Origin of the sequence: Bradyrhizobium sp. AUGA SZCCT0158, assembly GCF_018130065.1 — a bacterium.
Taxonomy (GTDB): domain Bacteria; phylum Pseudomonadota; class Alphaproteobacteria; order Rhizobiales; family Xanthobacteraceae; genus Bradyrhizobium.
This window is the reverse complement of the sequence record NZ_JAFCME010000029.1, coordinates 46,455-70,683: the sequence shown is the minus strand read 5'-3', so window position 1 is coordinate 70,683 and position 24,229 is coordinate 46,455. Positions and strand designations below refer to the sequence as shown.

The 24,229-nt window shown below is 62.9% G+C and carries 16 protein-coding genes and 2 riboswitches; of the genes, 12 read left to right on the top strand and 4 right to left on the bottom strand.

The window, feature by feature from the left end; all coding sequences use genetic code 11:
• Positions 1-1,227 precede the first annotated feature (1,227 nt).
• The 10 genes from tolQ (at position 1,228) to ftsH (ending at position 13,795) form a co-directional block, all read left to right on the top strand.
• Positions 1,228-1,911 carry a protein TolQ gene (gene tolQ / locus JQ574_RS29570; protein WP_212207806.1) on the top strand — a complete coding sequence of 228 codons (684 nt, stop codon included), beginning with the start codon at positions 1,228-1,230 and terminating at the stop codon, positions 1,909-1,911.
• A 93-nt stretch (positions 1,912-2,004) separates the two neighbouring features.
• On the top strand, positions 2,005-2,478 hold the full coding sequence (locus tag JQ574_RS29565) for a biopolymer transporter ExbD (protein ID WP_212207624.1): 474 nt from the start codon (positions 2,005-2,007) through the stop codon (positions 2,476-2,478).
• Positions 2,479-2,513: 35 nt separating this feature from the next.
• Positions 2,514-3,446, top strand: coding sequence for a protein TolA (locus JQ574_RS29560; RefSeq protein ID WP_212207625.1), 933 nt, complete (start codon positions 2,514-2,516; stop codon positions 3,444-3,446).
• Positions 3,447-3,532: 86 nt separating this feature from the next.
• Positions 3,533-4,864, top strand: coding sequence for a Tol-Pal system beta propeller repeat protein TolB (gene tolB / locus JQ574_RS29555; RefSeq protein WP_212384127.1), 1,332 nt, complete (start codon positions 3,533-3,535; stop codon positions 4,862-4,864).
• Positions 4,865-5,036: 172 nt separating this feature from the next.
• Positions 5,037-7,367, top strand: coding sequence for a bifunctional diguanylate cyclase/phosphodiesterase (locus JQ574_RS29550; protein ID WP_212207626.1), 2,331 nt, complete (start codon positions 5,037-5,039; stop codon positions 7,365-7,367).
• Between the two features lie 136 nt (positions 7,368-7,503).
• The gene (locus JQ574_RS29545) at positions 7,504-8,238 is read left to right on the top strand and encodes an N-acyl amino acid synthase FeeM domain-containing protein (RefSeq protein ID WP_212207627.1); all 735 of its coding nucleotides are present in this window, start codon (positions 7,504-7,506) and stop codon (positions 8,236-8,238) included.
• Positions 8,239-8,527: 289 nt separating this feature from the next.
• Positions 8,528-9,019 carry a peptidoglycan-associated lipoprotein Pal gene (gene pal / locus JQ574_RS29540; protein WP_212207628.1) on the top strand — a complete coding sequence of 164 codons (492 nt, stop codon included), beginning with the start codon at positions 8,528-8,530 and terminating at the stop codon, positions 9,017-9,019.
• 341 nt (positions 9,020-9,360) lie between these two features.
• A complete protein-coding gene (ybgF, locus tag JQ574_RS29535) occupies positions 9,361-10,494 on the top strand; it encodes a tol-pal system protein YbgF (RefSeq protein WP_212207629.1) in 1,134 nt (377 codons plus the stop codon).
• 60 nt (positions 10,495-10,554) lie between these two features.
• The gene (gene tilS / locus JQ574_RS29530) at positions 10,555-11,583 is read left to right on the top strand and encodes a tRNA lysidine(34) synthetase TilS (RefSeq protein ID WP_212207630.1); all 1,029 of its coding nucleotides are present in this window, start codon (positions 10,555-10,557) and stop codon (positions 11,581-11,583) included.
• Between the two features lie 289 nt (positions 11,584-11,872).
• Complete coding sequence (gene ftsH, locus JQ574_RS29525) at positions 11,873-13,795, top strand: ATP-dependent zinc metalloprotease FtsH (RefSeq protein ID WP_192736823.1); 1,923 nt, start codon at positions 11,873-11,875, stop codon at positions 13,793-13,795.
• A 257-nt stretch (positions 13,796-14,052) separates the two neighbouring features.
• On the opposite strand, the gene JQ574_RS29520 is transcribed toward ftsH, so the two are convergent.
• From JQ574_RS29520 to metE, 3 genes are read right to left on the bottom strand one after another with little or no spacing between them, the layout of a single operon-like run.
• Positions 14,053-15,102 carry an aromatic ring-hydroxylating dioxygenase subunit alpha gene (locus JQ574_RS29520; protein ID WP_212207631.1) on the bottom strand — a complete coding sequence of 350 codons (1,050 nt, stop codon included), beginning with the start codon at positions 15,100-15,102 and terminating at the stop codon, positions 14,053-14,055.
• A 7-nt stretch (positions 15,103-15,109) separates the two neighbouring features.
• Positions 15,110-15,307: a hypothetical protein gene (locus JQ574_RS29515; RefSeq protein ID WP_212207632.1), complete on the bottom strand. Its 198-nt coding sequence runs from the start codon at positions 15,305-15,307 to the stop codon at positions 15,110-15,112.
• A gap of 45 nt (positions 15,308-15,352) precedes the next feature.
• The gene (gene metE, locus JQ574_RS29510) at positions 15,353-17,734 is read right to left on the bottom strand and encodes a 5-methyltetrahydropteroyltriglutamate--homocysteine S-methyltransferase (RefSeq protein ID WP_212207633.1); all 2,382 of its coding nucleotides are present in this window, start codon (positions 17,732-17,734) and stop codon (positions 15,353-15,355) included.
• 107 nt (positions 17,735-17,841) lie between these two features.
• Positions 17,842-18,043: riboswitch (cobalamin riboswitch) on the bottom strand.
• A 122-nt stretch (positions 18,044-18,165) separates the two neighbouring features.
• Positions 18,166-18,383: riboswitch (cobalamin riboswitch) on the top strand.
• A gap of 114 nt (positions 18,384-18,497) precedes the next feature.
• Here metE and JQ574_RS29505 point away from each other — a divergent pair.
• Both JQ574_RS29505 and JQ574_RS29500 read left to right on the top strand, forming a co-directional pair.
• Complete coding sequence (locus tag JQ574_RS29505) at positions 18,498-21,413, top strand: ribonucleoside-diphosphate reductase subunit alpha (RefSeq protein ID WP_212207634.1); 2,916 nt, start codon at positions 18,498-18,500, stop codon at positions 21,411-21,413.
• 25 nt (positions 21,414-21,438) lie between these two features.
• On the top strand, positions 21,439-22,566 hold the full coding sequence (locus JQ574_RS29500; RefSeq protein WP_212207808.1) for a ribonucleotide-diphosphate reductase subunit beta: 1,128 nt from the start codon (positions 21,439-21,441) through the stop codon (positions 22,564-22,566).
• A 10-nt stretch (positions 22,567-22,576) separates the two neighbouring features.
• Here JQ574_RS29500 and JQ574_RS29495 read toward each other — a convergent pair whose 3' ends face one another.
• Positions 22,577-24,091 carry a hypothetical protein gene (locus JQ574_RS29495; RefSeq protein WP_212207635.1) on the bottom strand — a complete coding sequence of 505 codons (1,515 nt, stop codon included), beginning with the start codon at positions 24,089-24,091 and terminating at the stop codon, positions 22,577-22,579.
• Positions 24,092-24,229 lie beyond the last annotated feature (138 nt).

Here is a 24,229-nt window from a genome sequence, read left to right as displayed (position 1 = left end):
TGTTGCCGGCCGACCCAAATCAGTGCGCATCTATCGCCATCCCGTCCTGGTCAGAAGGGCGTCGGCCGTCGTCACGGACGTTGGGCGGGTTGCGGTGGACGCTGGTTTACGCTGAGACGACGGCGTGGATGAGCGTACGGCAAAACCGTGTGGTCCTGGCACCCGTTGCAGGTGTCAAGCTGTCGGGTAGGCGAGAGCCGAACGGCAGCGACGGAGTCAACCAAGAACTCGTCTCCGGGGAGAGCACGGCATAAGCCGTAAAGCCATTGCGCAGGGAAGGCCGGGTGTTCTCCGCTGCCCTGTATGCTCGTGTGCATTTTGTTTTGTGCTAACCGCACACGGGACCGCGGGTGCAGCGCGCACCCGGTCTTCCCTGCGCCCTCTATTTGAAGAGGGCGGGAAGTTTCCAGCAAAGCTCGGGCGCAATGCGTCGCGAGATCGCGAAACTGCGTTTGGTGTACAGCGTAGCTACAAACACCGCTGTCGTCCCGGCCTTGAGCCGGGACCCATAACCACAGGAAGAAGTTTTGCGGATGGTCTCGGCTACCGAACCTCATCGAGAGATCACGCGGTATGGGCCCCCCGATGCGCAATTGCGCATCTGAGCTCAAGGCCGGGACGACACCGAGCAAGACCCCAGGGCCGCCCGAGCCGGGGAACCCGGTTCCAGCCCCCATAACCGTCCGGCCTGCCTTGATTTCCGGCAGTCAAATTGTCCTTTGGTAACCTCGCATTAACCAAGATTAGCGTCTGGTTAGGGACGTAAAGACGCGCGGATAGCCCTCGTTTTGACACGTTGGCAGGGGAAGCAGGACCCGGCTTTGGACGGGCCCCCCATGTGACACCAATGAGGCTCTCGCGCTGGCGCATTTTCGCCGCGCCCGATGCGCGGCTGTGGAACCGGCAGCCAGTCGCTCCCGGAGGAATTTGGGAAGGAGCATGATCCGGAAAGTGGGACCCGGTTTTCCGAAAAGATCATGCTCCAAACAAGAGACCGAGCATGATCCGGAAAAGTGGGACCCGGTTTTCCGAAAAGATCATGCTCCAAACAAGAGATAGAGCATGATCTGGAAACGTGGAAACCGGTTTTCAGAAGAGGGTCATGCCCAAACGAGAGCATTGAGAGGATATGATCTGGTGATCCGGAGATTCCTGCAGTTCGTGACGCTGGCCTGCCTTCTGGCAACGGCTTCGTCAGCCAGCGCCCAACAGGTCGAAACGCAATCGCTGTCGCTGGCCGCGTCAGACGTGTCGCTGATCGCGCTGTTCCTGCAGGCGCACTGGGTCGTCAAATCAGTGATGATGGGGCTGCTCGCCTGTTCGGTCTGGGTCTGGGCGATCGCCATCGACAAGATTTTTCTCTATGCGCGCACCAAGCGTGCGATGGACCGTTTCGAACAGGCGTTCTGGTCCGGGCAGTCGATCGAGGAGCTTTACCGCTCGCTCTCCGCCAAGCCGACGCAATCCATGGCAGCGTGCTTTGTTGCGGCGATGCGCGAATGGAAACGTTCGTTCGAGAGCCAGACCCGCTCCTTTGCCGGCCTGCAGATGCGGATCGAGAAGGTGATGAACGTCTCCATCGCCCGTGAAGTCGAGCGGCTGGAACGGCGGCTTTTGGTGCTGGCCACCGTCGGCTCGGCCGGGCCGTTCGTCGGCCTGTTCGGAACCGTCTGGGGCATCATGTCGAGCTTCCAGTCGATCGCGGCCTCGAAAAACACCTCGCTGGCGGTGGTGGCGCCTGGTATCGCGGAGGCGCTGTTTGCCACCGCGATCGGCCTTATCGCTGCCATTCCGGCGACTATTTTCTACAACAAGTTCATTTCCGAGGTGAACCGGCAGGCCCAGCGGCTGGAGGGGTTCGCCGACGAATTTTCAGCGATCCTGTCGCGCCAGATCGATGAGCGGGCATGATCCCGAAGAGTGGAAACCGGTTTTCGGACCAGATCATGCCCCGGATAAACGGCGTGAGGAGCGGTCAATCGTGAGCATTGTGGGCATCCGATCATGGCGATGAACATGGCAGGTTCGGCAGGTGGCGGTGGACGCCGCGGCCGGCGGCGCGCCGCCGTGATGGCGGAGATCAACGTCACGCCGATGGTGGACGTGATGCTGGTGCTGCTGATCATCTTCATGGTGGCCGCACCGCTGATGACCTCGACCATCGATATCGATCTGCCTGTCGCCAGCGGCGGCAAGTCGCTGGCGTCGAACGCCCCGCCATTGACGCTGTCGGTCAAGCGCACCGGCGGCTCCTGCAATTCGAATGTCGAACTATATCTGGGGGATACATTGATCCCTGCCGCCGACTTGCTGCCCAAAATCAAGGCTATCCGGGAAACCCGGTCGGAGGCCGAGAGCGTGGTCTATCTGCGCGGCGATAAAGACGTCTGTTACACGGATATGATGAAGTTATTGGGGTATATTAGGACGGCGGGGTTCAAGGCGAACATCGTGATCATCCCTGAGGGGGGCTCGTGAGCGATCCCGTTTTTGCGCGGAGCGGAAAGACTTAAGTGAAGCTCAAGATCGACAAGACACTGGCTGCGTCGGTCGCCCTGCACGTCCTCGTGCTGGGGTACGGACTGGTGTCGTTCTCGACCAAGGCTTACGAAATGACGCCGGAGGAATCGGTCGCCGTCGACGTCATTTCCCCCGACCAGCTCGCCAAGGTTATGGCCGGCATGAAGACCGGCAAGAAGGAAAATCCGAAGCCGCTGGTCGACAAGGTGGCTGAAGCCAAACCGATCGACGACGCGGTCGGCAAGGTGACCGAGAAGGCGCCGGTCATCACCGAAACTGCGCCGCCGCCGCAGCCGAAGGCCGAGGAGAAGCCGGTCGAGAAAAAACCTGATCCGCCGAAGGTCGCCGAAAAGCCCAAGGAAGAGCCGAAGCCGGAGAAGAAGCCGGATCCCCCGAAGGTCGATCCGATCGCGGAAGCCATCAAGAAGGAAGAGAAGAAGCCGCCGCCGAAGCCGGTCGCCCAGCCTGCGGCAAAACCGCCGGAGCAGAAGCAGAAGATCGTCGAACGGCACTTCGATCAAACGCAGATTGCGGCGCTCTTGGACAAGCGCGACGCGACGCGGCAAGCCGCGACTGGTGCCACGCTGAATTCCAACGCCGCGCTTGGCACTTCAAAGGGCACGGCAGCAGACAATTCCGCGACCTGGGGATCGATGTTCAAGCAGCAGGTCGAGCGATGCTGGAAAAAACCCTATGGCGGCATCGAGTCGCAGAAGCCGGAAGCGGCGTTTGCGATCCGCCTGAAGCGCGACGGTACGCTCGAGGGAATGCCGGTTCCGGAAGGAACACCGGCAACGCCGTATTTGCGCGTCTATCAGGAGAGCGCGTTGCGCGCGATCATCGAATGCCAGCCGTACAAGCTGCCTGCGGCGTTTTTCGAGGAATGGAAATATTTTGCGCCGGTGTTCACCGAACAGAAGACCTGAAGCTTTTGTAATTTGGTGGTCACCTCCCGGCAATCACGGATATGAGCAAAGTCGAAGCGATGACTGACAAAGATGGATTGCCGAACATGCTGTTTCGCCCGAACCGCCGGCAGATCATTACGGGAATGGCGTCAGCGGGCCTGCTGATGAGCGGCCAGCGTGCCTTCGGCCAGGCGCCGAAACGGATCATTGTGCCCGAGGGCGAATTCACGCCGCTCCCCATCGCGATCCCGAATTTCGCTGCCGGCACGCCGGCAGACACCGAGGTCGGCGCCGGCGTCACGCAGGTCATCACCAACAACCTGAAGCGCAGCGGTCTCTTCGCGCCGATCGATCAGGCGGCCTACATCGAGAAAGTAATCAACATCGATGCCGCGCCGAACTTCCAGAGCTGGAAGAGCATCAACGCGCAGGCGCTGGTGACCGGCCGCATAACGCGGCAGGGCGACGGCCGTCTCAAGGCCGAATTCCGGCTCTGGGACGTCAACACCGGCCAGCAGCTCACCGGCCAGCAATATTTCACCTCGCCGGAATACTGGCGGCGGATCGCCCACATCATCTCCGACCAGATCTACGAGCGCCTGACCGGCGAGAAAGGCTACTTCGACAGCCGCGTGGTGTTCGTCGACGAGAGCGGCTCCAAGGAACGCCGCGTCAAACGGCTGGCCTTGATGGATCAGGACGGCGCCAATGTGAAATATCTGACGCGCGGCGCCGACCTGGTGCTGACGCCGCGATTTTCGCCGTCGACCCAGGAAATCACCTATATGGAGTTCGGGCAGGGCGATCCGCGCGTCTATCTGTTCAACATCGAGACCGGGCAGCGCGAGATCGTCGGCAACTTCCCGGGCATGTCGTTCTCGCCGCGCTTCTCGCCGGACGGCCAGCGCGTCATCATGAGCCTGCAGCAGGGCGGCAATTCGAACCTGTTCGTGATGGATCTGCGTTCGAAATCGACGACGCGGCTGACCGACACGCCGGCGATCGACACCTCGCCGTCCTATTCGCCGGACGGAGCCCGCATCTGCTTTGAGTCCGATCGCGGCGGCAAGCCGCAGATCTATGTGATGGGCGCGACCGGCGGCGGCGCGCAGCGCATTTCGTTCGGCGAGGGCAGCTATTCGACGCCGGTGTGGTCGCCGCGCGGCGACTACATCGCCTTCACCAAGCAGGGCGGTGGTCAATTCGCGATCGGCATCATGAAGCCGGACGGATCGGGCGAACGCATTCTCACCTCGGGCTTCCATAACGAAGGCCCGACCTTTGCGCCGAACGGCCGGGTGCTGATGTTCTTCCGCGAGCCCGGCGGCAACAGCGGCCCTTCATTGTTCACCGTCGATATCTCCGGGCGCAACGAGTTGCGGGTTCCGACCCCCGGCTTCGCCTCCGATCCGGCATGGTCTCCGCTGTTGTCCTGAGCGTTCCATGGGTTAGGGCGTTAATCGGCAAACATTGCCTAGCGTGCTGATTTATCAGGGGATTTCTATAGCCTGAAATCGAAAGCAACGTCTTGGTAACGATATTCCCTCAGAAAGACTTCATCTGCAAAGGGTAAGACTACGCACCCGAACAGGACGGCGTACACCCGACATGCAGCTCGCAAACCAGACCGGAGAGTCCGACCAGAAGATGTCGCCGTATCTTCGCGCGGCGCTGATCGATTCGCTGTTCGAAACTCGCGCTCCGCTGCTCACGGGTCTTTTCTTCGGCGCCGTTGCGGCGGCCGTGACCGCGCTGAAGACCGGAGAACCGCTGATCTGGGCGTGTGTCGCGCTCCTCATCTTCGCCGCCGCCATCCGGGCGTTCGACTTGCGGCGGTACCACACACGCAAAGCGACGCTGACCGCCGATGAAGCTGCGCGGTGGAAGAGCCGGCATCAGATCGGGGCGATCATCCAGGCCGCCGCGGTCGGCATCTGGTGCTGCACCACCCTGTTGGTCTCTGACGACGCCGTCGCCCATATGATTTGTCTGTCCACAACCACCGGATTCGTGGCGGGCGGTGCGGGCAGGGCCTATGGACGGCAATGGATATTCCAGCTGCAGGCTTACCTCTGCTTCGGCTCAACGGTCATCGCGCTGGCATTGCGTGGCACGCCCTATTACATGGCCATGTCGGTCCTGTGCGCCGCATTTCTCGTGGTGGTCATACAGATTTCGGCCAATCTGCACAGAATATTCATGCAGGCGCTGATGGCGCGCGAGCGCGAGGCGGCGCTGGCCGGCCAGTTCGATACCGCGTTGAACAACATGCCGCACGGGCTGTGCATGTTCGGCGCTGACGGCCGCCTTGCGGTCATGAACCACCGCTTCAGCGAGATGATGAACCTGCCTGACGATTCGGTGCAGGGTGCCGCCAGTGCGTCCGACATTATTGCAGCCTGCGTCGCCTCTGGTTCGATTTCGCACGCGAGCGGCAGCATGATCCTGTCGGAAATCGAGAGCTCGCAGGCGCGGGACATGATCACGACCGATCCCGACTTCACGCGCAACCGGTCACTGTCATGGACGTTCCAGCCGATGGCGGGCGGAGGCGCGGTGGTCTTGCTCGAAGACATCACCGAGCGGCGCGACGCGGAAGCCAAGATCAGCCATCTCGCGCGTTACGACGAACTCACCGAGCTTCCCAACCGGGTCAATTTCCGCGACGAAATCGGGCGCCTGCTGGCCATTCAGCAAGGCGCCGACAGGTTGTCGGCGCTGCTGTTCGTCGACCTCGATCAATTCAAGCAGGTCAACGACACGCTGGGTCATCCCTGCGGCGACCAGTTGTTGTGCGCGGTTGCGGGCCGGCTGCGCGAGATGTTGCGTCCCGAGGACTTCGTGGCGCGGTTTGGCGGCGACGAATTCGTCGTGTTCCAGCAGGACATTCATTCCCACGAGGATGCGGCAGGTCTTGCCCGGCGTATCGTCGACCGGCTGAGCGAGCGCTACAAGATCGACAATCATCTGGTCGAGATCGGCGCCAGCGTCGGCATCGCCATGACCTCTCCCGGGGTCAGCGCGGATACGCTGCTCAAGAATGCCGACATGGCGCTGTACCGCGCCAAGGCCGACGGCCGCGGCACCTTCTGCTTCTTCCGCGACGAGATGGCCCAAACCGTCGAAGCGCGCCGCATCCTTGAACTCGACCTGCGCAAGGCGCTGGCGAACGAGGAGTTCGAACTGTTCTATCAGCCGCTGGTCAATATCAAGTCGGGCAAGATCGCGACCTGCGAGGCGCTGCTGCGCTGGAATCATCCAATCCGCGGCACGGTGTCGCCGATCGATATCATTCCGGTCGCCGAGGATATGGGCCTGATCGTCGATCTCGGCCGCTGGATTCTGCGCAAGGCCTGCATGGAGTGCATGAAGTGGCCCGAGGCCGTCAGCGTCGCCGTCAACTTCTCGCCGCAGCAATTCCATCAGCGCGACGTGCTGAGCGAAGTCCGCTACGCGCTCGAGGTCTCCGGCCTGCCGGCGCACCGGCTCGAAATCGAGATCACCGAATCCTCGTTATTGCGCAACACGCAGCTGACCCATGATGTGCTGTCGCAACTACATTCGCTCGGCGTGCGGATCTCGCTGGACGATTTCGGCACCGGCTATTCGAGCCTGAGCTATCTGCACAACTTCCCACTGCAGAAAGTGAAGATCGACCGTTCCTTCCTCGAAGGCATCGATACCGATCGTCCGCTGACGTTGCTGCGGGGCGTGGCGCGGCTCTCGGCCGATCTCGGCATGTCGGTCGTGGTCGAGGGCATCGAGACCAACGAACAACTCGAATTGATCAGCACCGATGGCACGGTGACCGAGGCGCAAGGCTATCTGTTCAGCCGGCCGGTCCCGGCGGTTCGGGTTCGCCAATTGCTGAACGCTTCCCACGGCCGCCGTTCGCCGGACGAGCCGCTGGTTGTGGTGCCGTCGCGTTCGATCGCGTGATACAACTTCCCGTAATATTACGGACGGTTACGGCCACAAAGGTTAACCCTAACGTCTCGATAGCTTTGCAATTTTGTTAAGGAGCTGTTAAGTTTTTCGTACTCGCTCAGGTTGTTTCGAAGTGATGGAGTACGTGATGAAATCCGAAGCCGAACCGCGCGCTTCGTTCGCTGTTCGGGGAGGAGCGCTGTTTGACCGCGTCGATTACCGACCCATCGAAACTCCTGAGGCGAAAGACCAGCTCTATTTGATGCGCTACAGGGCCTATACGCACGGCAATTTAATTCCGCCGTCAGGGACCGAGCGCTACAGTGATCGCTACGACGATGCGCCCAATGCCTGGACGTTCGGAATCTATGTTGACGGAGAACTTTATAGCTCCATCCGTCTCCACGTCCTGACGTCCGAACAACGGATGTCCTGCACGACCGATTTGTTTGGCGATGTTCTTCATCCTCGCCTCGATCGCGGCGAAGTTTTCATCGATCCGGCCCGTTTTGTTGCAGATCCGGATAAAGCCCAGCGTTTCCCGGAGCTTCCTTATCTGACAGTGCGGCTGGCCTATCTGGCATGCGAGTATTTCAACGCCGATACCGGGCTCGCGCTCGTTCGCCCCGCGCACCAGTCGTTTTATCGCCGGGTCTTTCTTAACGAGACCATCGCCGACCCGCGCCAATTTCCGAACGCATTGGCCAAGGTGGCATTGATGGCGTCCGATTTCCGCGCCGTGCGGGAACACGTCATGACCCGGTTTCCCATCATGCGCTCAAGTGCATTCGAGCGGCGGATGCTGTTCCAGCGTGCGCCTCATTCCTTCCAGGATGCCGAAATATCGACCTTCGAGCGAGCCTCGATCGTTCCTAGTTCCTGAAGCTGCCGGGCCGGAATCATCAGGAATTTGCTATCCGCCGGCAGGGGCCGCCCAATCGGCGCACAAACCGCCCTGTGCCGCGCGCCCAAAGTGACGATTTCGGCCTCAGCCCGCTTGCCTTCACCGTCGCGCCACATTTACAAACCATTAACCATCGTGGGCGCTTTTCACGGTTTGTCGGCATTTGATCGGGTCTGGCAAGGTTCCATCAAGGTTGACGGAACGTTCGCTTAACCATCGCCCTGTAGACCGGATAACAGTCGGAAAACGTGAGCGTGGAGGCTCCGGAATGAAACATCAGATGCGCATCCTCCAGGGATTGAAACTGGCCGCGGTACTCGCGGTGGCCCTGTCGATGGGCGCTTGCGCCAACAAGAACGTCGGCGCCGATGGGGCGATGGCGAGTGCGGCGACCCCGGGCAGCCAACAGGACTTCGTGGTCAATGTCGGCGACCGCGTGTTCTTCGAGAGCGACCAGACCGAGCTCAGCCCGCAGGCGATCGCGACCCTGGAAAAGCAGGCGCAGTGGCTGCAGACCTACAACCGCTATTCCTTCACCATCGAAGGCCATGCGGACGAGCGCGGCACCCGCGAATACAACATCGCGCTCGGTGCACGGCGCGCCCAGTCGGTACGGAGCTATCTCGCCTCGCGCGGCGTCGATCCGAACCGCATGCGCACGATCTCCTACGGCAAGGAACGCCCGGTCGCCGTGTGTAACGACATCTCCTGCTGGTCGCAGAACCGCCGCGCGGTCACGGTGCTGAACGCCGGCGCCTGAGCGGCTTCGACTGCCGAATTTCAGAACCGGCGCCTTGGGGCGCCGGTTTTGCTTTGGGCGTATGATGAAGCCGCGGGTGACGGCCAGCTTTCGCTGCGTCTGGCGGTTTCGGGGCCTTCGAGGTCGAAGAACAGCCGAACCCCGTTCACGGGTGCGTGCATGGGCCTGATCCGTTGATGAACGGCCCGCCGACCATGCCGCTTGCTTGTTTTGAAGCTGATACTAAACCATACCGAAATCCGGCTTCCGGATTCGGAAACGCCAGTCACAATTCTGGCGTACTCCCTCTCTCAATGTGTTCGGCTTTCGATGTCACGCCGAATTTTCGTCGTCAGGGCAAAATGTCATTCAGGTTTCTCAATTCGATCAGCGCCGTGGCGATTGCCGCGATGCTCTCCCTGTCTTCGCAGGCCTCCTTCGCGCAGATATCGTTCCCGTGGTCCTCTTCTCCGCAAGGCTCCCCGCCGGTCCAGGCGCAATCCGACGACGCCGACGCGGATATGCGGATCCAGCGGCTCGAGAACCAGCTGCGGCAGCTCACCGGCCAGAACGAGGAACTGCAGTATCGTAACCGCCAGCTCGAGGAACGCCTGCGGGCGCTTGGCGGCGGTGCGGCGGTAGCGCCTGCCGGTCAGCCTCCGGCGGCCCAGCCCGGCGTAGCCGCAGTGCCGCCCCCGGTCCAGGCCTATCCGCCCGCCCGGCAACCCCAGGCTCAGCCCGGCTACCCGCAGGGGCAGCAGGGCTATCCGCAGGGACAGCAAGCTTATCCTCAGGCGCAGCCGACCTATGAGCAGCCGCAAATCGCGGCACCGCCGCCGATCATGCAGGAGCAGGCAGCAGCGCCGGCGACCGGCCGCCGCCGCGGCGACGCCTTCGATCCCAGTCAGAACCCGAACGCCCCCGGCGCGCCCCGCGCGCTCGGCGGCGGTCAGTTGCCGGTTGCCAATGACGCGCCGGTCGGCGCTCCCGGCGGCCGCGGACGGGGCGAGCCGCTCGACCTCGGTGCCACCAGCCCGCGCGATCCCGGCGGCGCGCCGCCGCCCGTGCGTGCGCCCGGCGCCAGCGCCGCGCTGACCACGCTGCCGCCTTCGGCGACGCCGAAGGACGAGTTCGATCTCGGTATCGGCTACATGCAGCGCAAGGACTATGCGCTCGCCGAAGAGACCATGAAGAATTTCGCGCAGAAATATCCGAGCGATCCCCTGATCGCGGATTCGCAATACTGGCTTGGCGAAAGCTACTTCCAGCGCCAGCAATACCGCGACGCCGCGGAAGCCTTTCTCGGCGTGACCACCAAGTTCGACAAGTCCGCAAAGGCGCCGGACTCGCTGCTGCGGCTCGGCCAGTCGCTGGCGGCACTGAAGGAGAAGGAAGCGGCCTGCGCCGCGCTCGGCGAAGTGACGCGGAAATATCCGCGCGCCTCGGCCGGCGTGAAGGCCGCCGTGGACCGCGAGCAGAAGCGGGTGAAGTGCTGAGTCGTTAGACCCCGCATCAAGCGCGGGACAGGCTTGGCCCGATAACGCTATGGTCGGTCCATGGCAGAGGACGACCATTCCGCGATCACGGCGAGCCAGGCGAAACTTCTGTTCGCCGACTGGAAGGCTGCGCCCGCGATCGTGCTCGCCGTTTCCGGCGGACCTGATTCCATCGCCCTGATGTGGCTCGCCGCGCGCTGGCGCCGTGCCCTGAAGCGCGGGCCGCGATTGATTGCGGTGACCGTCGATCATGGCTTGCGGCATGAAGCCGCGCGCGAGGCGCGTGACGTCAAAAAGCTCGCCAGGCATCTCGATCTGCCCCATCGCACGCTGCGCTGGCATGGCGCCAAGCCGAACACAGGCGTGCCGGCCGCGGCGCGGGCGGCGCGCTATCGCCTGCTGGCGCAAGCAGCACGCGCTGGTGGCGCGACCCATATCCTCACCGCGCACACCCGCGATGACCAGGCTGAGACATTGTTGATGCGGATGCTGCGTGGCAGCGGCATCGCCGGTCTGGCGGCGATGGCGCGCCAGAGCGAACGCGACGGTGTGTGGCTGGCGCGGCCGTTGCTGGATGTCCCGAAATCGCAACTGATCGCGACGTTGAACAAGGCCAAGATCGCCTTCGCGGATGATCCGACCAACCGCGACGTCAATTACACGCGTCCTCGTTTACGTGCGCTGATGCCGGCGCTGGCGGAAGAGGGCGGCGATGCCAGAATCCTGGCGCGGCTGGCGTCACGGCTGGCGCGGGCCAATGCCGCGCTGGAAGTGCTGGTTGATGGCGCCGAGCGCTATCTGGCACTGAGGGACCGCAATGACGTCGCGCGTTTTGGCTTCGATGCGTCAGCCTTTGCGGGTCTGCCTGAGGAAATCCGGCTTCGGCTGCTGATGCGGGCCATCGACCGCGTCGGTCACGAGGGGCCTGCGGAACTCGGCAAGGTCGAGGCCCTGCTGACGGTGCTGGATCGGGCGGTATCGGAAGGCCAGCCGAGGTTGAAACAGACCCTCGCAGGCGCCGCAATCAGCTTCATTGGAGGCCGGATTCACGTCGAGCCGGCTCCTCCGCGTCGTCGCAGGCCGGCATAAGAGGCAAGCCTAAACCTTGATATCCCGTCATAAACCGGTGTGGAGTCTTAACCACCCCCGAAAAACGCTGATTTTTACGCCATTATTTGACCGGGAATCCCGTTAAGATGCGCTAAATCGTCCTGCAAGATGCGCTAAATAGTCCTGCGTGGTTCCCTTGGCATCGACCCGGGCGCCACCTAGATTGTAAGCAGTGCTCCGGGGATTCTGGCCTGACTGCTCTAGGACGACCCAAGGTTTACTGCCAAGGACATAAGGCCACGATCCGCGCGGCCACGAAGGAAGATCGATGAACGCCAATCTGCGCAATTTCGCCCTCTGGGTAATCATTGTTTTGTTGCTGTTGGCACTCTTCACGCTTTTCCAGAATCCGGGGCAGCGCGCGTCCTCGCAGGACATCACGTTTTCGCAGTTCGTGAGTGAGGTCGAAAAGAACACCGTCCGCGACGTCGTGATCCAGGGGCCGGAAATCCACGGCACCTTCACCAACGGCTCCAGTTTCCAGACCTACTCGCCGAACGATCCGTCGCTGGTCAAGCGCCTGGTTGATGCCAAGGTGAACGTCAGCGCCAAGCCGCCCGGCGACAATGTGCCCTGGTTCGTGTCGTTGCTGGTCTCCTGGCTGCCCTTCATCGCGCTGATCGGCGTGTGGATCTTCCTGTCGCGCCAGATGCAGGGCGGCGCCGGCAAGGCGATGGGCTTCGGCAAGTCGCGCGCCAAGATGCTGACCGAGGCGCATGGCCGCGTCACCTTCGAGGACGTCGCTGGTGTCGACGAAGCCAAGCAGGATTTGCAGGAGATCGTCGAATTCCTGCGCGACCCCGGCAAATTCCAGCGCCTCGGCGGACGGATACCGCGCGGCGTGCTGCTGGTCGGCCCTCCCGGCACCGGCAAGACGCTGATCGCGCGTGCGGTCGCGGGCGAAGCCAACGTGCCGTTCTTCACCATCTCGGGCTCCGACTTCGTTGAAATGTTCGTCGGCGTCGGCGCCAGCCGCGTCCGCGACATGTTCGAACAGGCCAAGAAGAACGCGCCCTGCATCATCTTCATCGACGAAATCGACGCGGTCGGTCGCCATCGTGGCGCCGGCCTCGGCGGCGGCAATGACGAGCGCGAACAGACCCTCAACCAGTTGCTGGTCGAGATGGACGGCTTCGAGGCCAATGAAGGCGTGATCCTGATCGCGGCGACCAACCGTCCCGACGTGCTCGATCCCGCGCTGCTGCGCCCGGGCCGTTTCGACCGCCAGGTGGTGGTGCCGAACCCGGACGTCGTCGGCCGCGAGCAGATCCTCAAGGTCCACGTCCGCAAGGTGCCGCTGGCGCCGGATATCAACCTCAAGACCATCGCGCGCGGCACGCCGGGCTTCTCCGGCGCCGACCTGATGAACCTCGTCAACGAAGCCGCCCTGACCGCCGCGCGCCGCAACAAGCGCATGGTGACGCAGGCCGAGTTCGAAGAGGCGAAGGACAAGGTGATGATGGGCGCCGAGCGCAAGTCGCTCGTCATGACCGAGGAAGAGAAATTGCTGACGGCCTATCACGAGGGCGGCCACGCCATCGTCGGCCTCAACGTCGTCGCGACCGATCCGATCCACAAGGCCACGATCATCCCGCGCGGCCGCGCACTCGGCATGGTGATGCAGCTGCCGGAGCGCGACAAGCTGTCGATGTCGCTCGAGCAGATGACGTCGCGGCTTGCAATCATGATGGGCGGCCGGGTTGCCGAAGAGCTGATCTTCGGCCGCGAAAAGGTCACCTCGGGCGCGTCGTCCGACATCGAGCAGGCCACGCGCCTGGCCCGCATGATGGTGACGCGCTGGGGCCTGTCCGAGGCGCTCGGCACGGTCTCCTATGGCGAGAACCAGGACGAGGTCTTCCTCGGCATGTCGGTGTCGCGCACCCAGAACGCGTCGGAAGCCACGGTTCAGAAGATCGATACCGAGATCCGGCGTTTCGTCGAAGACGGCTACAACGAAGCGACGCGCATTCTCACCGAAAAGCGCGCCGACCTCGAAGCGCTTGCCAAGGGCCTGCTCGAATTCGAGACGCTGTCCGGCGACGAGATCATCGACCTGCTCAATGGCAAGAAGCCGAACCGCGAGTCGGTGCTTGAGCCGACCACGCCGCGGGCCTCCGCTGTGCCGCCCGCCGGCAAGTCGCGCCCGCGCCCCGATCCGGATCCCGGCCTGGAGCCGCAACCGCAGGCCTAAGGGGGTTGCACATGGAATAAGGAACGCGGCGGTGACGCCGCGTTTTTTATGGTGGCGTCCTGTCCCGCGCCATGAGGATCAACGGCAAGACGTGGGAGTGACTTGGTAAGCTGCTGACGGCGAATTGACACTCCGTCATTCCGGGGCGCGCGTCTTCGCGCGAACTACGATGTGCAATTGCACATCTGAGAATCTCGAGATTCCCCGATGTGCAATTGCACATCTGAGGTTCGACGCTTCGCGTCGCCCCGGAATGACTAACGAGCCGGCTCCCCGCACGCCCGCAACAGTTTTCGCAGCGCCTGGATCGGCGGAAACACTTCCCTGTTCCAGTCGGCGCCTTGCGCGTCATGGGCGGCCTGTTCCATCTCGACGATCTCGCAATCCTCCGAAAAGACCCGGTTGGTGAACCAGGCCAGCACCGGCCAGCCGAGATCGAGGATGCCGGGCACTCTGGGCTTGCGTACCGACAGCACGACGAAGGTCCGGTTACGGCGCTGTGCGGCATCGATGGGCGTGTAACCAAGCCATACGCTGAGAACCGGTGCGTCGCCCTTCGTCCACATCCGCAGGGTCTGGTAGGGATATTCGGTGCGCACCGTCATCAGGTCGCGCGCCGTGCCGGCACGGCCGCGCAGGCGGCCGACGATGACGGCCTCGCCGATCGGCGGCTTCTCGCCAGGCCGGGCAAAGCTGTAATCGACCTCCATCCAGCGTTCGCCGGCGCGGCTGCCGAGATAGCGCGGCACGACTTTTCCGGTGGTGCGCCGGTGCAGGAACTGATGGTTCATGTCCATCAAGTTCTCATGCATGAAAGTGTAGTGGCAGGCGACGAGCTTGCCGAACCGCCGGGTCTTGTAGGCGGTATCAGCGGCTGCGCCGATCTGCGGCAAGGGGGCGGCGGCAGGCCCGGTGCCGGGCCATATGAAGATCAACCCGTCGCGCTCGAAGCAGGGATAGCGGCGGACGCCGTTCGGCCGCTTGCCCTTGCCGAGATAGGGGACGTCGACGCAGTCGCCCGACGCGTCGTAGCGCCAGCCGTGATAGACGCAGCGCAGGGTGCAGCCATCGACCGTTCCCTTCGACAGCGGCACCTGGCGGTGCGCACAGCGGTCCTCAAGCGCGAAGATCGCGCCCTCCCTCGGGCGCACCAGCACGATCGGTTCGCCCGCGAACCGCGCCGCGAAAGTCTGGCCGGACTTCACCTCGCGCGACCATGCGACCGGATACCAGTGGTCCGGATTCGCGCCGACCTTGCGAAGATCGACGGCAGCTTCCGACCAGGCGTTATCCGGCCTCACCGTCATCGCGTCGTTACGCCTTTGCCAGCGGTCCGAGATGCCGCGCCATGATCTGTTCCGGCGTCTCGGTGACCTCAATGCGCTGGCCGTCGCCACCGACGACGGCGAGCACGGTGCGCTCGCCGTCGCGCCACATGCTGCCGACCAGCGCGATATTGATGTGGGTGGCCTGCCCCGTCTCGCACCTCGTGCATTCGATCCAGAAGCGCATGGCGTATCCTTTCAATGATGCCGGGATGAGAGACGGGGCGGGCGTTTAAGCGAGCGCTCGCAATTCGCGGGCGGCGGCGACCATGTTGACCAGAGCGGGCCGCACCTCTTCCCATTTCCGGGTCTTCAATCCGCAATCCGGATTGATCCAGAGCTGGGCGTCGCTAAGGCGCAGCCGTGCCAGCTTGAGCAGGTCGGTTATCTCGGCGGTTTCAGGCACCCGCGGCGAATGGATGTCGTAGACGCCGGGGCCGATTTCGTTCGGATAGCGGTAGTTCCTGAAAGCGTCGAGCAGTTCCATCTTCGAGCGCGAGGTCTCGATCGAGATCACGTCGGCATCCATCGCGCCGATCGCGTCGATGATGTCGTTGAACTCCGAATAACACATGTGGGTGTGGATCTGGGTGTCGTCGCGTACGCCCGACGAACAGATGCGGAAGGCGTCCACGGCCCAGTCGAGGTAAGTCTTCCACTCCGACCGGCGCAGCGGCAGGCCCTCCCGCAGCGCCGCTTCGTCGATCTGTATCATCCCGGCACCGGCGGCTTCGAGGTCGGCGACCTCGTCGCGGATCGCCAGCGCGATCTGGCGGCAGGCTTCGCTACGCGGGATGTCGTCGCGGACGAACGACCAGTTCAGAATCGTCACCGGCCCCGTCAGCATCGCCTTCATCGGCCGCTTGGTCAGCGACTGCGCATATTGCCACCATTCGACCGTCATCGGTTTCGGGCGGGACACGTCGCCGAACAGCACCGGCGGGCGGACGTAGCGCGAGCCATAGGATTGCACCCAGCCATGCGCGGTGAAGGCGAAGCCTGCGAGCTGCTCGCCGAAATACTGCACCATGTCATTGCGCTCGAACTCGCCATGAACCAGCACGTCGAGCCCGATATTCTCCTGCCAGCGCACCGCGCGCGCGGTCTGGTTCTGCAGATAGAGTTTATAGGCGTCGTCGGTCAGCGCGCCCTTGGCATGCGCGGCGCGGGCGTTTCGGACATCCGCGGTCTGCGGGAACGAGCCGATGGTCGTGGTCGGGAAGGCCGGCAGGTTGAAGCGGCTGTGCTGCACGCCGGCGCGATCGGTAAACGCGCTGATGCGGCGGCGCATCGCGCTATCGATGCCGGCGGCACGCGCCGCCACCTTGGCATCGTGGATCCGCGGCGAAGCTTTGCGCGCGGCTGCGGTTTCATCGGAGGCCTTCAGGATGGCGTCGGCGTGGACGCGGCCGCACGCCAACGCCGTTCCGAGCGCCGCCAGTTCCTCGATCTTCTGCACCGAAAACGCCAGCCAGCTCTTCACGTCAGGATCGAGGCTGGTTTCCAGCGCAAGGTCGATCGGGACGTGCAGCAGCGAGCATGATGGCGCGAGCTGCACGCGGTCGCCGCCGAGCCTGTTGACCACAGGTTCCAGCTGGTCGAGCAGCCGGCTCAGATCGGTGCGCCAGATATTGCGGCCATCGATGATGCCGAGCGACAGCACGCGGTCCTTTGGAAGACCGGCGAGATCGTCGAGTTGCTCGGGCGCGCGCACGAGATCGAGATGCAGGCCGGCGACAGGCAGTGCCATCGCTGTGTCGCGGTTGGCGCCGAGCCCGCCAAAGTACGTGGCCAGCATGATGTTGAGCTCAGGCACCGCCTTGGCGATTTCCGCATAGGCATAATGCAGCGCCTGCTGCGCGATGACGTCGAGGTCGAGGACCAGACACGGCTCGTCGATCTGCACCCATTCCGCGCCGGCTTTCGCGAGTTCGCGCAGCACCTCGATGTAGACCGGCAGCAACCGGTCTAGCAGCGACAGCGTGTTGAACCCCGCATCCTTGCACTTGGCGAGTTTGAGGAACGTCACCGGGCCGACCAGCACCGGGCGGGTCTGGTAGCCGAGCGCTTTGGCTTCGAGATATTCCTCGATCGACTTGCGCGAGGCGAGGATGAATTGCTGATCCTTCTCCAGTTCCGGCACCATGTAGTGGTAATTGGTGTCGAACCATTTTGTCATCTCCAGCGCCGGCACGCCGTGGGCCGCGTCGTGGTGGGCGTGGCCGCAATCCGCATCCTGCGCCGCGCCTTGGGCGCCGCGCGCCATCGCGAAGTAGGTGGCGAGTGGAACCGTGCCGCCGTTCCAGCCGTAGCTTTTCGGAATGGCGCCGACCATCACGCAGGTGTCGAGCACCTGGTCGTAGAACGAGAAGTCGTTGGACGGGATGATGCTGACACCAAGCTTCTTCTGGCGCGCCCAGTTGGCGGCGCGCAGCCCGATGCCGGTCTCGATCAGGGCTTTCTCGTCGGTCGTACCCGACCAGAAGCTCTCCAGCGCGAATTTCAGCTCGCGGCGCGGACCGATGCGCGGCGTGCCGAGCGAAGCGACGGGAAGTGAGGAGGTGGAATTTGTAGAAGCAGTCGCTGTGGACGACGATTCTGTAGAAGTAGTCATTGGCTTAACCCCAAAAGTTGGGGGCAAAGGCCGAAGTGACACGTCTGGATTCCAGGCGTCAGGAGGCGCGCGGAATCGCAACCGCACCACCGGGACACCCCGCCCGAGGACGTTTATGTTGTCGAGGCAGGTCTCCTGGCTCGCGGGTCAATGCTGCTGTCCGGTCTTCCCAAAACCGTTGCGGGTCTCAGTGACTTTGTTGGACAGCGGCTCGCCGCTTACAGTTGCGGGGGCAGCTCCGGCTTCACACCGGCTTCCCTCTTAGCTTCGGGAAAACCATCCCGAAGAACCACGACGCGTCCACTTACTGGCAACTCGGCGCGCCCGTCAACTCGATCGCCGTTTGTTGCGGTTGTTCACAGCTTCAACAGGGTGAACCAGAATTTTCGCAGGCTCGGCTAGCGCACCATTGACACGATTGCCCAAATCGCACCAGATGTAGTTGTCACGGTCTATCACGACGCAAGTCATGGTGGCTAAGAGGGAAGCCGGTGAACCGCCAAAGGGCGCGAAATTCCGGCGCTGCCCCCGCAACTGTAAGCAGTGAGTTGTTCCCGCCTTTACGTCACTGATGCGGATTCGCATTGGGAAGACAGGGAATAACGACGACCTGCGAGCCAGGAGACCTGCCGCGACACCGAAAAAACGTCCACGGGCGGGGTGTCCGGCGGTCGCTTGCAGATCCATGCCGGCGCTTGCCGCCGCGCATTCGATGCAGCGTCCCCAACGACATCCGGCCTCAACAACACCACGGGGTCTGCCGATGTCCGAATCTTCCGGTCTCATTTCTCTCGAAGCCAAAACCGCTGCCTTGTTCCAGTTGCGTCCCGAAACGCTTGCCGCGCCGGACGCCGAACTTCCGATGCAGGTGATCCGCCGCAACGGCACGGTTTCGAAATTCGATTCCAGCAAGATCTCGGTCGCGATGACCAAGGCGTTCCTCGCCGTCGAGGGCCACACCGCGGCGGCCTCGCGCCGGGTGCACGAGGTGGTGGAACAGTTGACCGCTGAGGTCGTCGGCGCGCTGTCGCGCCGGATGAGCGAAGGCCGCACCTTTCACATCGAAGACGTGCAGGACCAGGTCGAACTGGCGCTGATGCGCAGCGAGCACCACAAGGTGGCGCGCGCCTATGTGCTGTACCGCGACGAGCGCACCAGGCAGCGCGCCGAGCAGGAAGCCGCCAAATCGGCAACGTCTGCGGCAGGACCCGTGCTGCATGTGACGCTGGCGAACGGCACCAAAGCGCCGCTCGATACCGCGCGGCTCGCGCTGATCGTGGCCGAGGCCTGCGCCGGCCTTGATGGCGTCGACGCCGTGCCTGTCATCGCGGAAACCCAGCGCAATATCTACGACGGCATCAGCCAGGACGAACTGGCGCTCGCTTCCGTGATGGCCGCGCGGACATTGGTGGAGCAGGAGCCCAACTACGCGTACGTGAGCGCGCGGCTGCTGCTCGACAAGCTGCGCACCGAAGTGCTGTCCTACGTGCATGGCGCGCCGACCAACGCCTCGCAGGCCGACATGGCCACGCGCTACGGCGAATATTTCCCGGCCTATATCAAGACCGGCATCAAGGCCGAGTTGCTCGATCCGGATCTGGCGCGCTTCGACCTGAAGAAAATCGCCGCGGCGCTGAAGCCGGAACGCGATCTGGCGTTTCAGTTCCTCGGCCTGCAGACGCTGTACGACCGCTATTTCCTGCATGAAGGCGGCAACCGCATCGAGCTGCCGCAGGCGTTCTTCATGCGCGTCGCGATGGGACTTGCGACCCGCGAGATCGATCGCGAGGCGCACGCGATCGAGTTTTACGATCTGCTGTCGTCGTTCGACTTCATGGCTTCGACGCCGACGCTGTTCAATTCGGGAACGCTGCGGCCGCAACTGTCGTCGTGCTTCCTCACCACGATCGCGGATGATCTCGACGGCATCTTCAAGTCGGTCAAGGACAACGCGCTGCTGGCGAAATATTCCGGCGGGCTCGGCAATGACTGGACCCGCGTGCGCGGCCTTGGGGCCCACATCAAGGGCACCAATGGTGAAAGCCAGGGCGTGGTGCCGTTCCTGAAAGTCGCCAACGATACGGCCATTGCGGTCAACCAGGGCGGCAAGCGCAAGGGCGCGGTCTGCGCTTATCTCGAGACCTGGCATATCGATATCGAGGAGTTCCTCGATCTGCGCAAGAACACCGGCGACGACCGCCGCCGCACCCACGACATGAACACCGCGAACTGGGTGCCTGACCTGTTCATGCAACGCGTCGAAACCGACGGCGAATGGACCTTGTTCTCGCCTGACGAGACGCCCGACCTGCACGACCTCTACGGCACAAAATTCGCCGAACGCTATGCCGCCTATGAGGCCAAGGCGGCGCGCGGTGAAATCCGCGTCTTCAAGCAGGTCCGCGCCACTGACCTGTGGCGCAAGATGCTGACCATGCTGTTCGAGACCGGACATCCCTGGATCACGTTCAAGGATCCTTGCAATCTCCGTTCGCCGCAGCGCCATGCCGGCGTCATCCACTCCTCCAATCTCTGCACCGAAATCACGCTCAACACCTCGGACGACGAGACCGCGGTTTGCAATCTCGGCTCGATCAACCTGCTCAATCACATCCAGGGCGGCCGCCTGAACGAGGCGCGGCTGAAGAACAGCGTGACGATCGCGATGCGGATGCTCGACGATGTCATCGACATCAATTTCTACACCATTCCGGAAGCGCGGCGTTCCAACCTGCGGCACCGTCCGGTCGGCCTCGGGTTGATGGGGTTCCAGGATGCGCTGCAGGCGATGCGGATCGCTGTCGCCTCCGATGCGGCCGTGACGTTCGCCGACACCAGCATGGAGGCGATCTCCTACTACGCGATCTCGGCTTCGGTCGATCTCGCCGCTGAGCGCGGCCGCTATCCCTCGTTCGACGGATCGCTGTGGAGCCAGGGCATCCTGCCGATCGATTCGATCGAACTGTTGGCGGAAGCGCGCGGCGGCGTCGCGATGGACCGCTCCATGACGCTCGATTGGGGCAGCTTGCGCGAGCGCGTCAGATCGACCGGCATGCGCAATTCCAACGTGATGGCGATCGCGCCGACGGCGACCATCTCCAACATCTGCGGCGTCGCGCAGTCGATCGAGCCCGCCTACCAGAACCTCTATGTCAAATCCAACATGTCCGGCGACTTCACCGTCGTGAACGAGTTTCTGGTGCGCGACCTCAAGGCGCGCGGGTTGTGGGACGAGGTGATGGTCAACGATCTCAAATATTTCGACGGCAGCGTCGGCTCGATCGACCGCATCCCTGATGATCTCAAGGCGCTCTATGCCACCTCCTTCGAGATCGACAGCGCCTGGCTGATCGAGGCGGCGGCGCGGCGACAGAAATGGATCGACCAGTCGCAGTCGCTCAACCTCTACATCGCCAACCCGTCCGGCAAGAAGCTCGACGCGCTCTATCGCCTGGCGTGGAGCCGCGGCTTGAAGACCACTTACTATTTGCGCTCGCGCAGCGCGACGCATGTCGAGAAGTCCACGCTCAAGGGCACCGACGGCAAGCTCAACAGTGTCGCCTCCGTGACGATGATGGCTCCAGCCCCAATCATCGTCCCGCTGGCCGCCACCGCGCCGGACCTGTCCGGTGCGGTGGCGTGCTCCATCGATAATCCCGAATGCGAAGCCTGCCAGTAAGCAGCAAGAAGAAAAGGAAATGACAATGCTCGACTGGTCCGAACCATCAGCCCCGCGTCAGGCGCCGCCGCCTTTCGTGACGCAATCCGCTGCCGAGGCCGATCAAACCGGGCTCGGCACCATCGACCGCCGCGGTGGCCGTGTGTCGGTCGACGACAAGCGGATGATCAATTGCCGCGCCGACGTCAATCAATTGCTGCCGCTGAAATACAAGTGGGCGTGGGAGAAATATCTCGCCGGCTGCAACAATCACTGGATGCCGACCGAAGTCTCGATGCAGGCCGATATCGCGTTATGGAAGTCGCGCGACGGCCTCACCGAGGACGAGCGCCGCGCCATCAAGCGCAATCTCGGCTTCTTCGCGGCATCCGAGAGCCTGGTCGCCAACAACATCGTGCTGGCGATCTACCGCCATCTGACCAATCCGGAATGCCGGCAATATCTGCTTCGGCAATCCTTCGAGGAAGCGGTGCATACCCACACCTTCCAGTACATCGTGGAGAGCCTCGGCCTGGACGAGGGCGAGCTGTTCAACATGTACCGCGAGGTGCCGTCGATTACCGACAAGGCGGCGTGGGCGCTGAAGCACACCCAGCATCTCGACGATCCCGACTTCAAGACCGGCACGCCGGAGGCCGACCAGGCGTTCCTGCGCGACCTCGTCGCCTTCTATGTGATCTTCGAGGGCATGTGGTTCTACACCGGCTTTGCCCAGATCCTGTCGCTCGGCCGCCGCAACAAGATGGTGGGGATTGCCGAGCAGTACCAATACATCCTGCGCGACGAATCCATCCACCTGAATTTCGGCATCGACGTCATCAACCAGATCAAGATCGAGAACCCGCATCTGTGGACCAAGGCGTTCCAGGACGAGGTTCGTGATATGGTGCGCACCGCGGCCGAACTCGAAGCCGCCTATGGCCGGGATACCATGCCGCGCGGCTTTCTCGGGCTGAACGCGGCTTTGTGCGAAACTTACATGCACTTCATCGCCAACCGCCGCTGCGCGCAGCTCGGGCTGGCGCGGGTGTTCGACGAGACCGAGAACCCGTTCCCGTGGATGTCCGAAGCGATGGACCTGAAGAAGGAAAAGAACTTCTTCGAGACCCGCGTCATTGAATATCAGAACGGTGGCGCGCTGACCTGGGAGTGAAAGCCGGGCGTCAGTTTGACGAGCTCGGCGCGGAAGGTGGAGCGGCCTTGCGCTGATCGTCGCGGACGTGGATCACGGCGACGTCGTCCGCATACACCCGCTTCCACCCCGCGATATGATCCAGCACCCTGGTGGCCGGCAAATCCGGCCCCAGCAAGGTGGCGTCGATCTGATACTTGTCGAGCGTGGCGAGCAGTATGTTGACGTCCTTGGCGGTGACCGCGTCGAAATAGTCCAGGACGAACTGTTCGCCGTAGAGTTCGGCGCGGCCGTCGATGAAGGCCTTGATGTCGCGCGACAGCAGATAGCCGCCAAACGGCGACGTGCTGAAGATGCGCTGAGCTTGCCGCTTCTGCAGGACGTCCACCGCTGCGACCGGGGTCTGGGACGACAGGAACGCGAACGGGTGGTGCGCGATGAACACTTGCGTCGATGCCCATCCGGCCACTGCCACCGCGAGCGCGGCAAGCATCACAGGCGCCCGCGACTGTCCTTCCCGAGCGGGCACCATCGCCGCGCGCAGCGTTCCCAACTGCTCGGCAAACGGCTTGGCCACGACCAGTGGCACGATAAAGGCGAAGATTTCGATGTTCCGGGAATGCGACAGCGCCATCCAGAGCAGGCCGAGCAGCAGGATGATTCGCGGCACCGACAATGAGAGGCCTCGATAGAAGCCGAGACCGATCAGGCCGAGCAGCGTGAATTCGAAGAAGCTCCAGGTGGCGAAGTTGGCCGGCATCCATTCCCAGATCATGGACAGCAGCTTGCCGAGGCTGAGGATTTTTGCCGCGCCGATCAGCGTGTTCCAGCCATAGGGGGTGCAGCAGCACGCCGCGACGGCGGCAACACCGAACATCGCCCATTGAATCATCAGCCTGATGCGGTCCTTGCGTTCGCAGGTCCAAAGCGCTTCCAGGCCGATCGGTCCGATCAGTGCCAGTCCGAGAACAAAACCGCCGTGCAGATTGGCCCAGATCGCAAGCACCGGCAGCAGCCACCATGACGGCGCGCTCCGGCGATCCGCGGCTGCCAGCAGCCCGCCGAGGAACGCGACCATGAACGGGAACGCCAGCATATGGGGGCGTGCCAGGAAGTGGGTCGCCGACTCCAGCACCGCAAGCGTGACCAGCAGGATCGCGCGGGTTGGGTCGAGATAGTCGGCAAACAGGTACATGAAGATCGTGACCGTCGCCCCGATCGCGAGCGAGGTCAGGATGACCGGGCCGGCCCAGCCCAAAGATTCATAGGAAACGGCATAGAGCACCTGGGACAGCCAGGAGCTCGACATCCAGGGTTCGCCGAACCGGGTGAAGGTATGAACGTCGGTGTAGGGCACGGCGCCATGCTCGACGATCCACTGCCCGATCCTGATCTGCCAGAGCGTGTCGGAATCCCGCAGCAGGATTTCCCCGAGCGACAGGAAGATCAGATAGGCGACGAGCCCGGTCAACAGCGGAATCAGCACGCGCCCGAGGCTGCGGACGCTGGCGTCATTAACAGTCGGATTGGCGAAGGAAATGGACATCGGATTTTGGGCCGGCTTCTTGCGTTGGTGTGACAGTCACGGCGTGCCGCAGGAATTTTCGCGAGCTGACCATAGCCGCGCTATTTTTGCGTGAATTGCAGGCTCACGAGCCTGACAATGATGTTCTTTGGCGAAGAA

Coding starts and splice junctions, on each gene's coding strand:
- tolB (WP_212384127.1), top strand. CDS start 3,533: ATGCTGTTTCGCCCGAACCGCCGGCAGATCATTACGGGAATGGCGTCA.
- JQ574_RS29565 (WP_212207624.1), top strand. CDS start 2,005: ATGGCGATGAACATGGCAGGTTCGGCAGGTGGCGGTGGACGCCGCGGC.
- metE (WP_212207633.1), bottom strand. CDS start 17,734: ATGACTACTTCTACAGAATCGTCGTCCACAGCGACTGCTTCTACAAAT.
- pal (WP_212207628.1), top strand. CDS start 8,528: ATGAAACATCAGATGCGCATCCTCCAGGGATTGAAACTGGCCGCGGTA.
- JQ574_RS29500 (WP_212207808.1), top strand. CDS start 21,439: ATGCTCGACTGGTCCGAACCATCAGCCCCGCGTCAGGCGCCGCCGCCT.
- tilS (WP_212207630.1), top strand. CDS start 10,555: ATGGCAGAGGACGACCATTCCGCGATCACGGCGAGCCAGGCGAAACTT.
- JQ574_RS29545 (WP_212207627.1), top strand. CDS start 7,504: ATGAAATCCGAAGCCGAACCGCGCGCTTCGTTCGCTGTTCGGGGAGGA.
- ftsH (WP_192736823.1), top strand. CDS start 11,873: ATGAACGCCAATCTGCGCAATTTCGCCCTCTGGGTAATCATTGTTTTG.
- JQ574_RS29505 (WP_212207634.1), top strand. CDS start 18,498: ATGTCCGAATCTTCCGGTCTCATTTCTCTCGAAGCCAAAACCGCTGCC.
- JQ574_RS29550 (WP_212207626.1), top strand. CDS start 5,037: ATGCAGCTCGCAAACCAGACCGGAGAGTCCGACCAGAAGATGTCGCCG.
- JQ574_RS29515 (WP_212207632.1), bottom strand. CDS start 15,307: ATGCGCTTCTGGATCGAATGCACGAGGTGCGAGACGGGGCAGGCCACC.
- JQ574_RS29520 (WP_212207631.1), bottom strand. CDS start 15,102: ATGACGGTGAGGCCGGATAACGCCTGGTCGGAAGCTGCCGTCGATCTT.
- ybgF (WP_212207629.1), top strand. CDS start 9,361: ATGTCATTCAGGTTTCTCAATTCGATCAGCGCCGTGGCGATTGCCGCG.
- JQ574_RS29495 (WP_212207635.1), bottom strand. CDS start 24,091: ATGTCCATTTCCTTCGCCAATCCGACTGTTAATGACGCCAGCGTCCGC.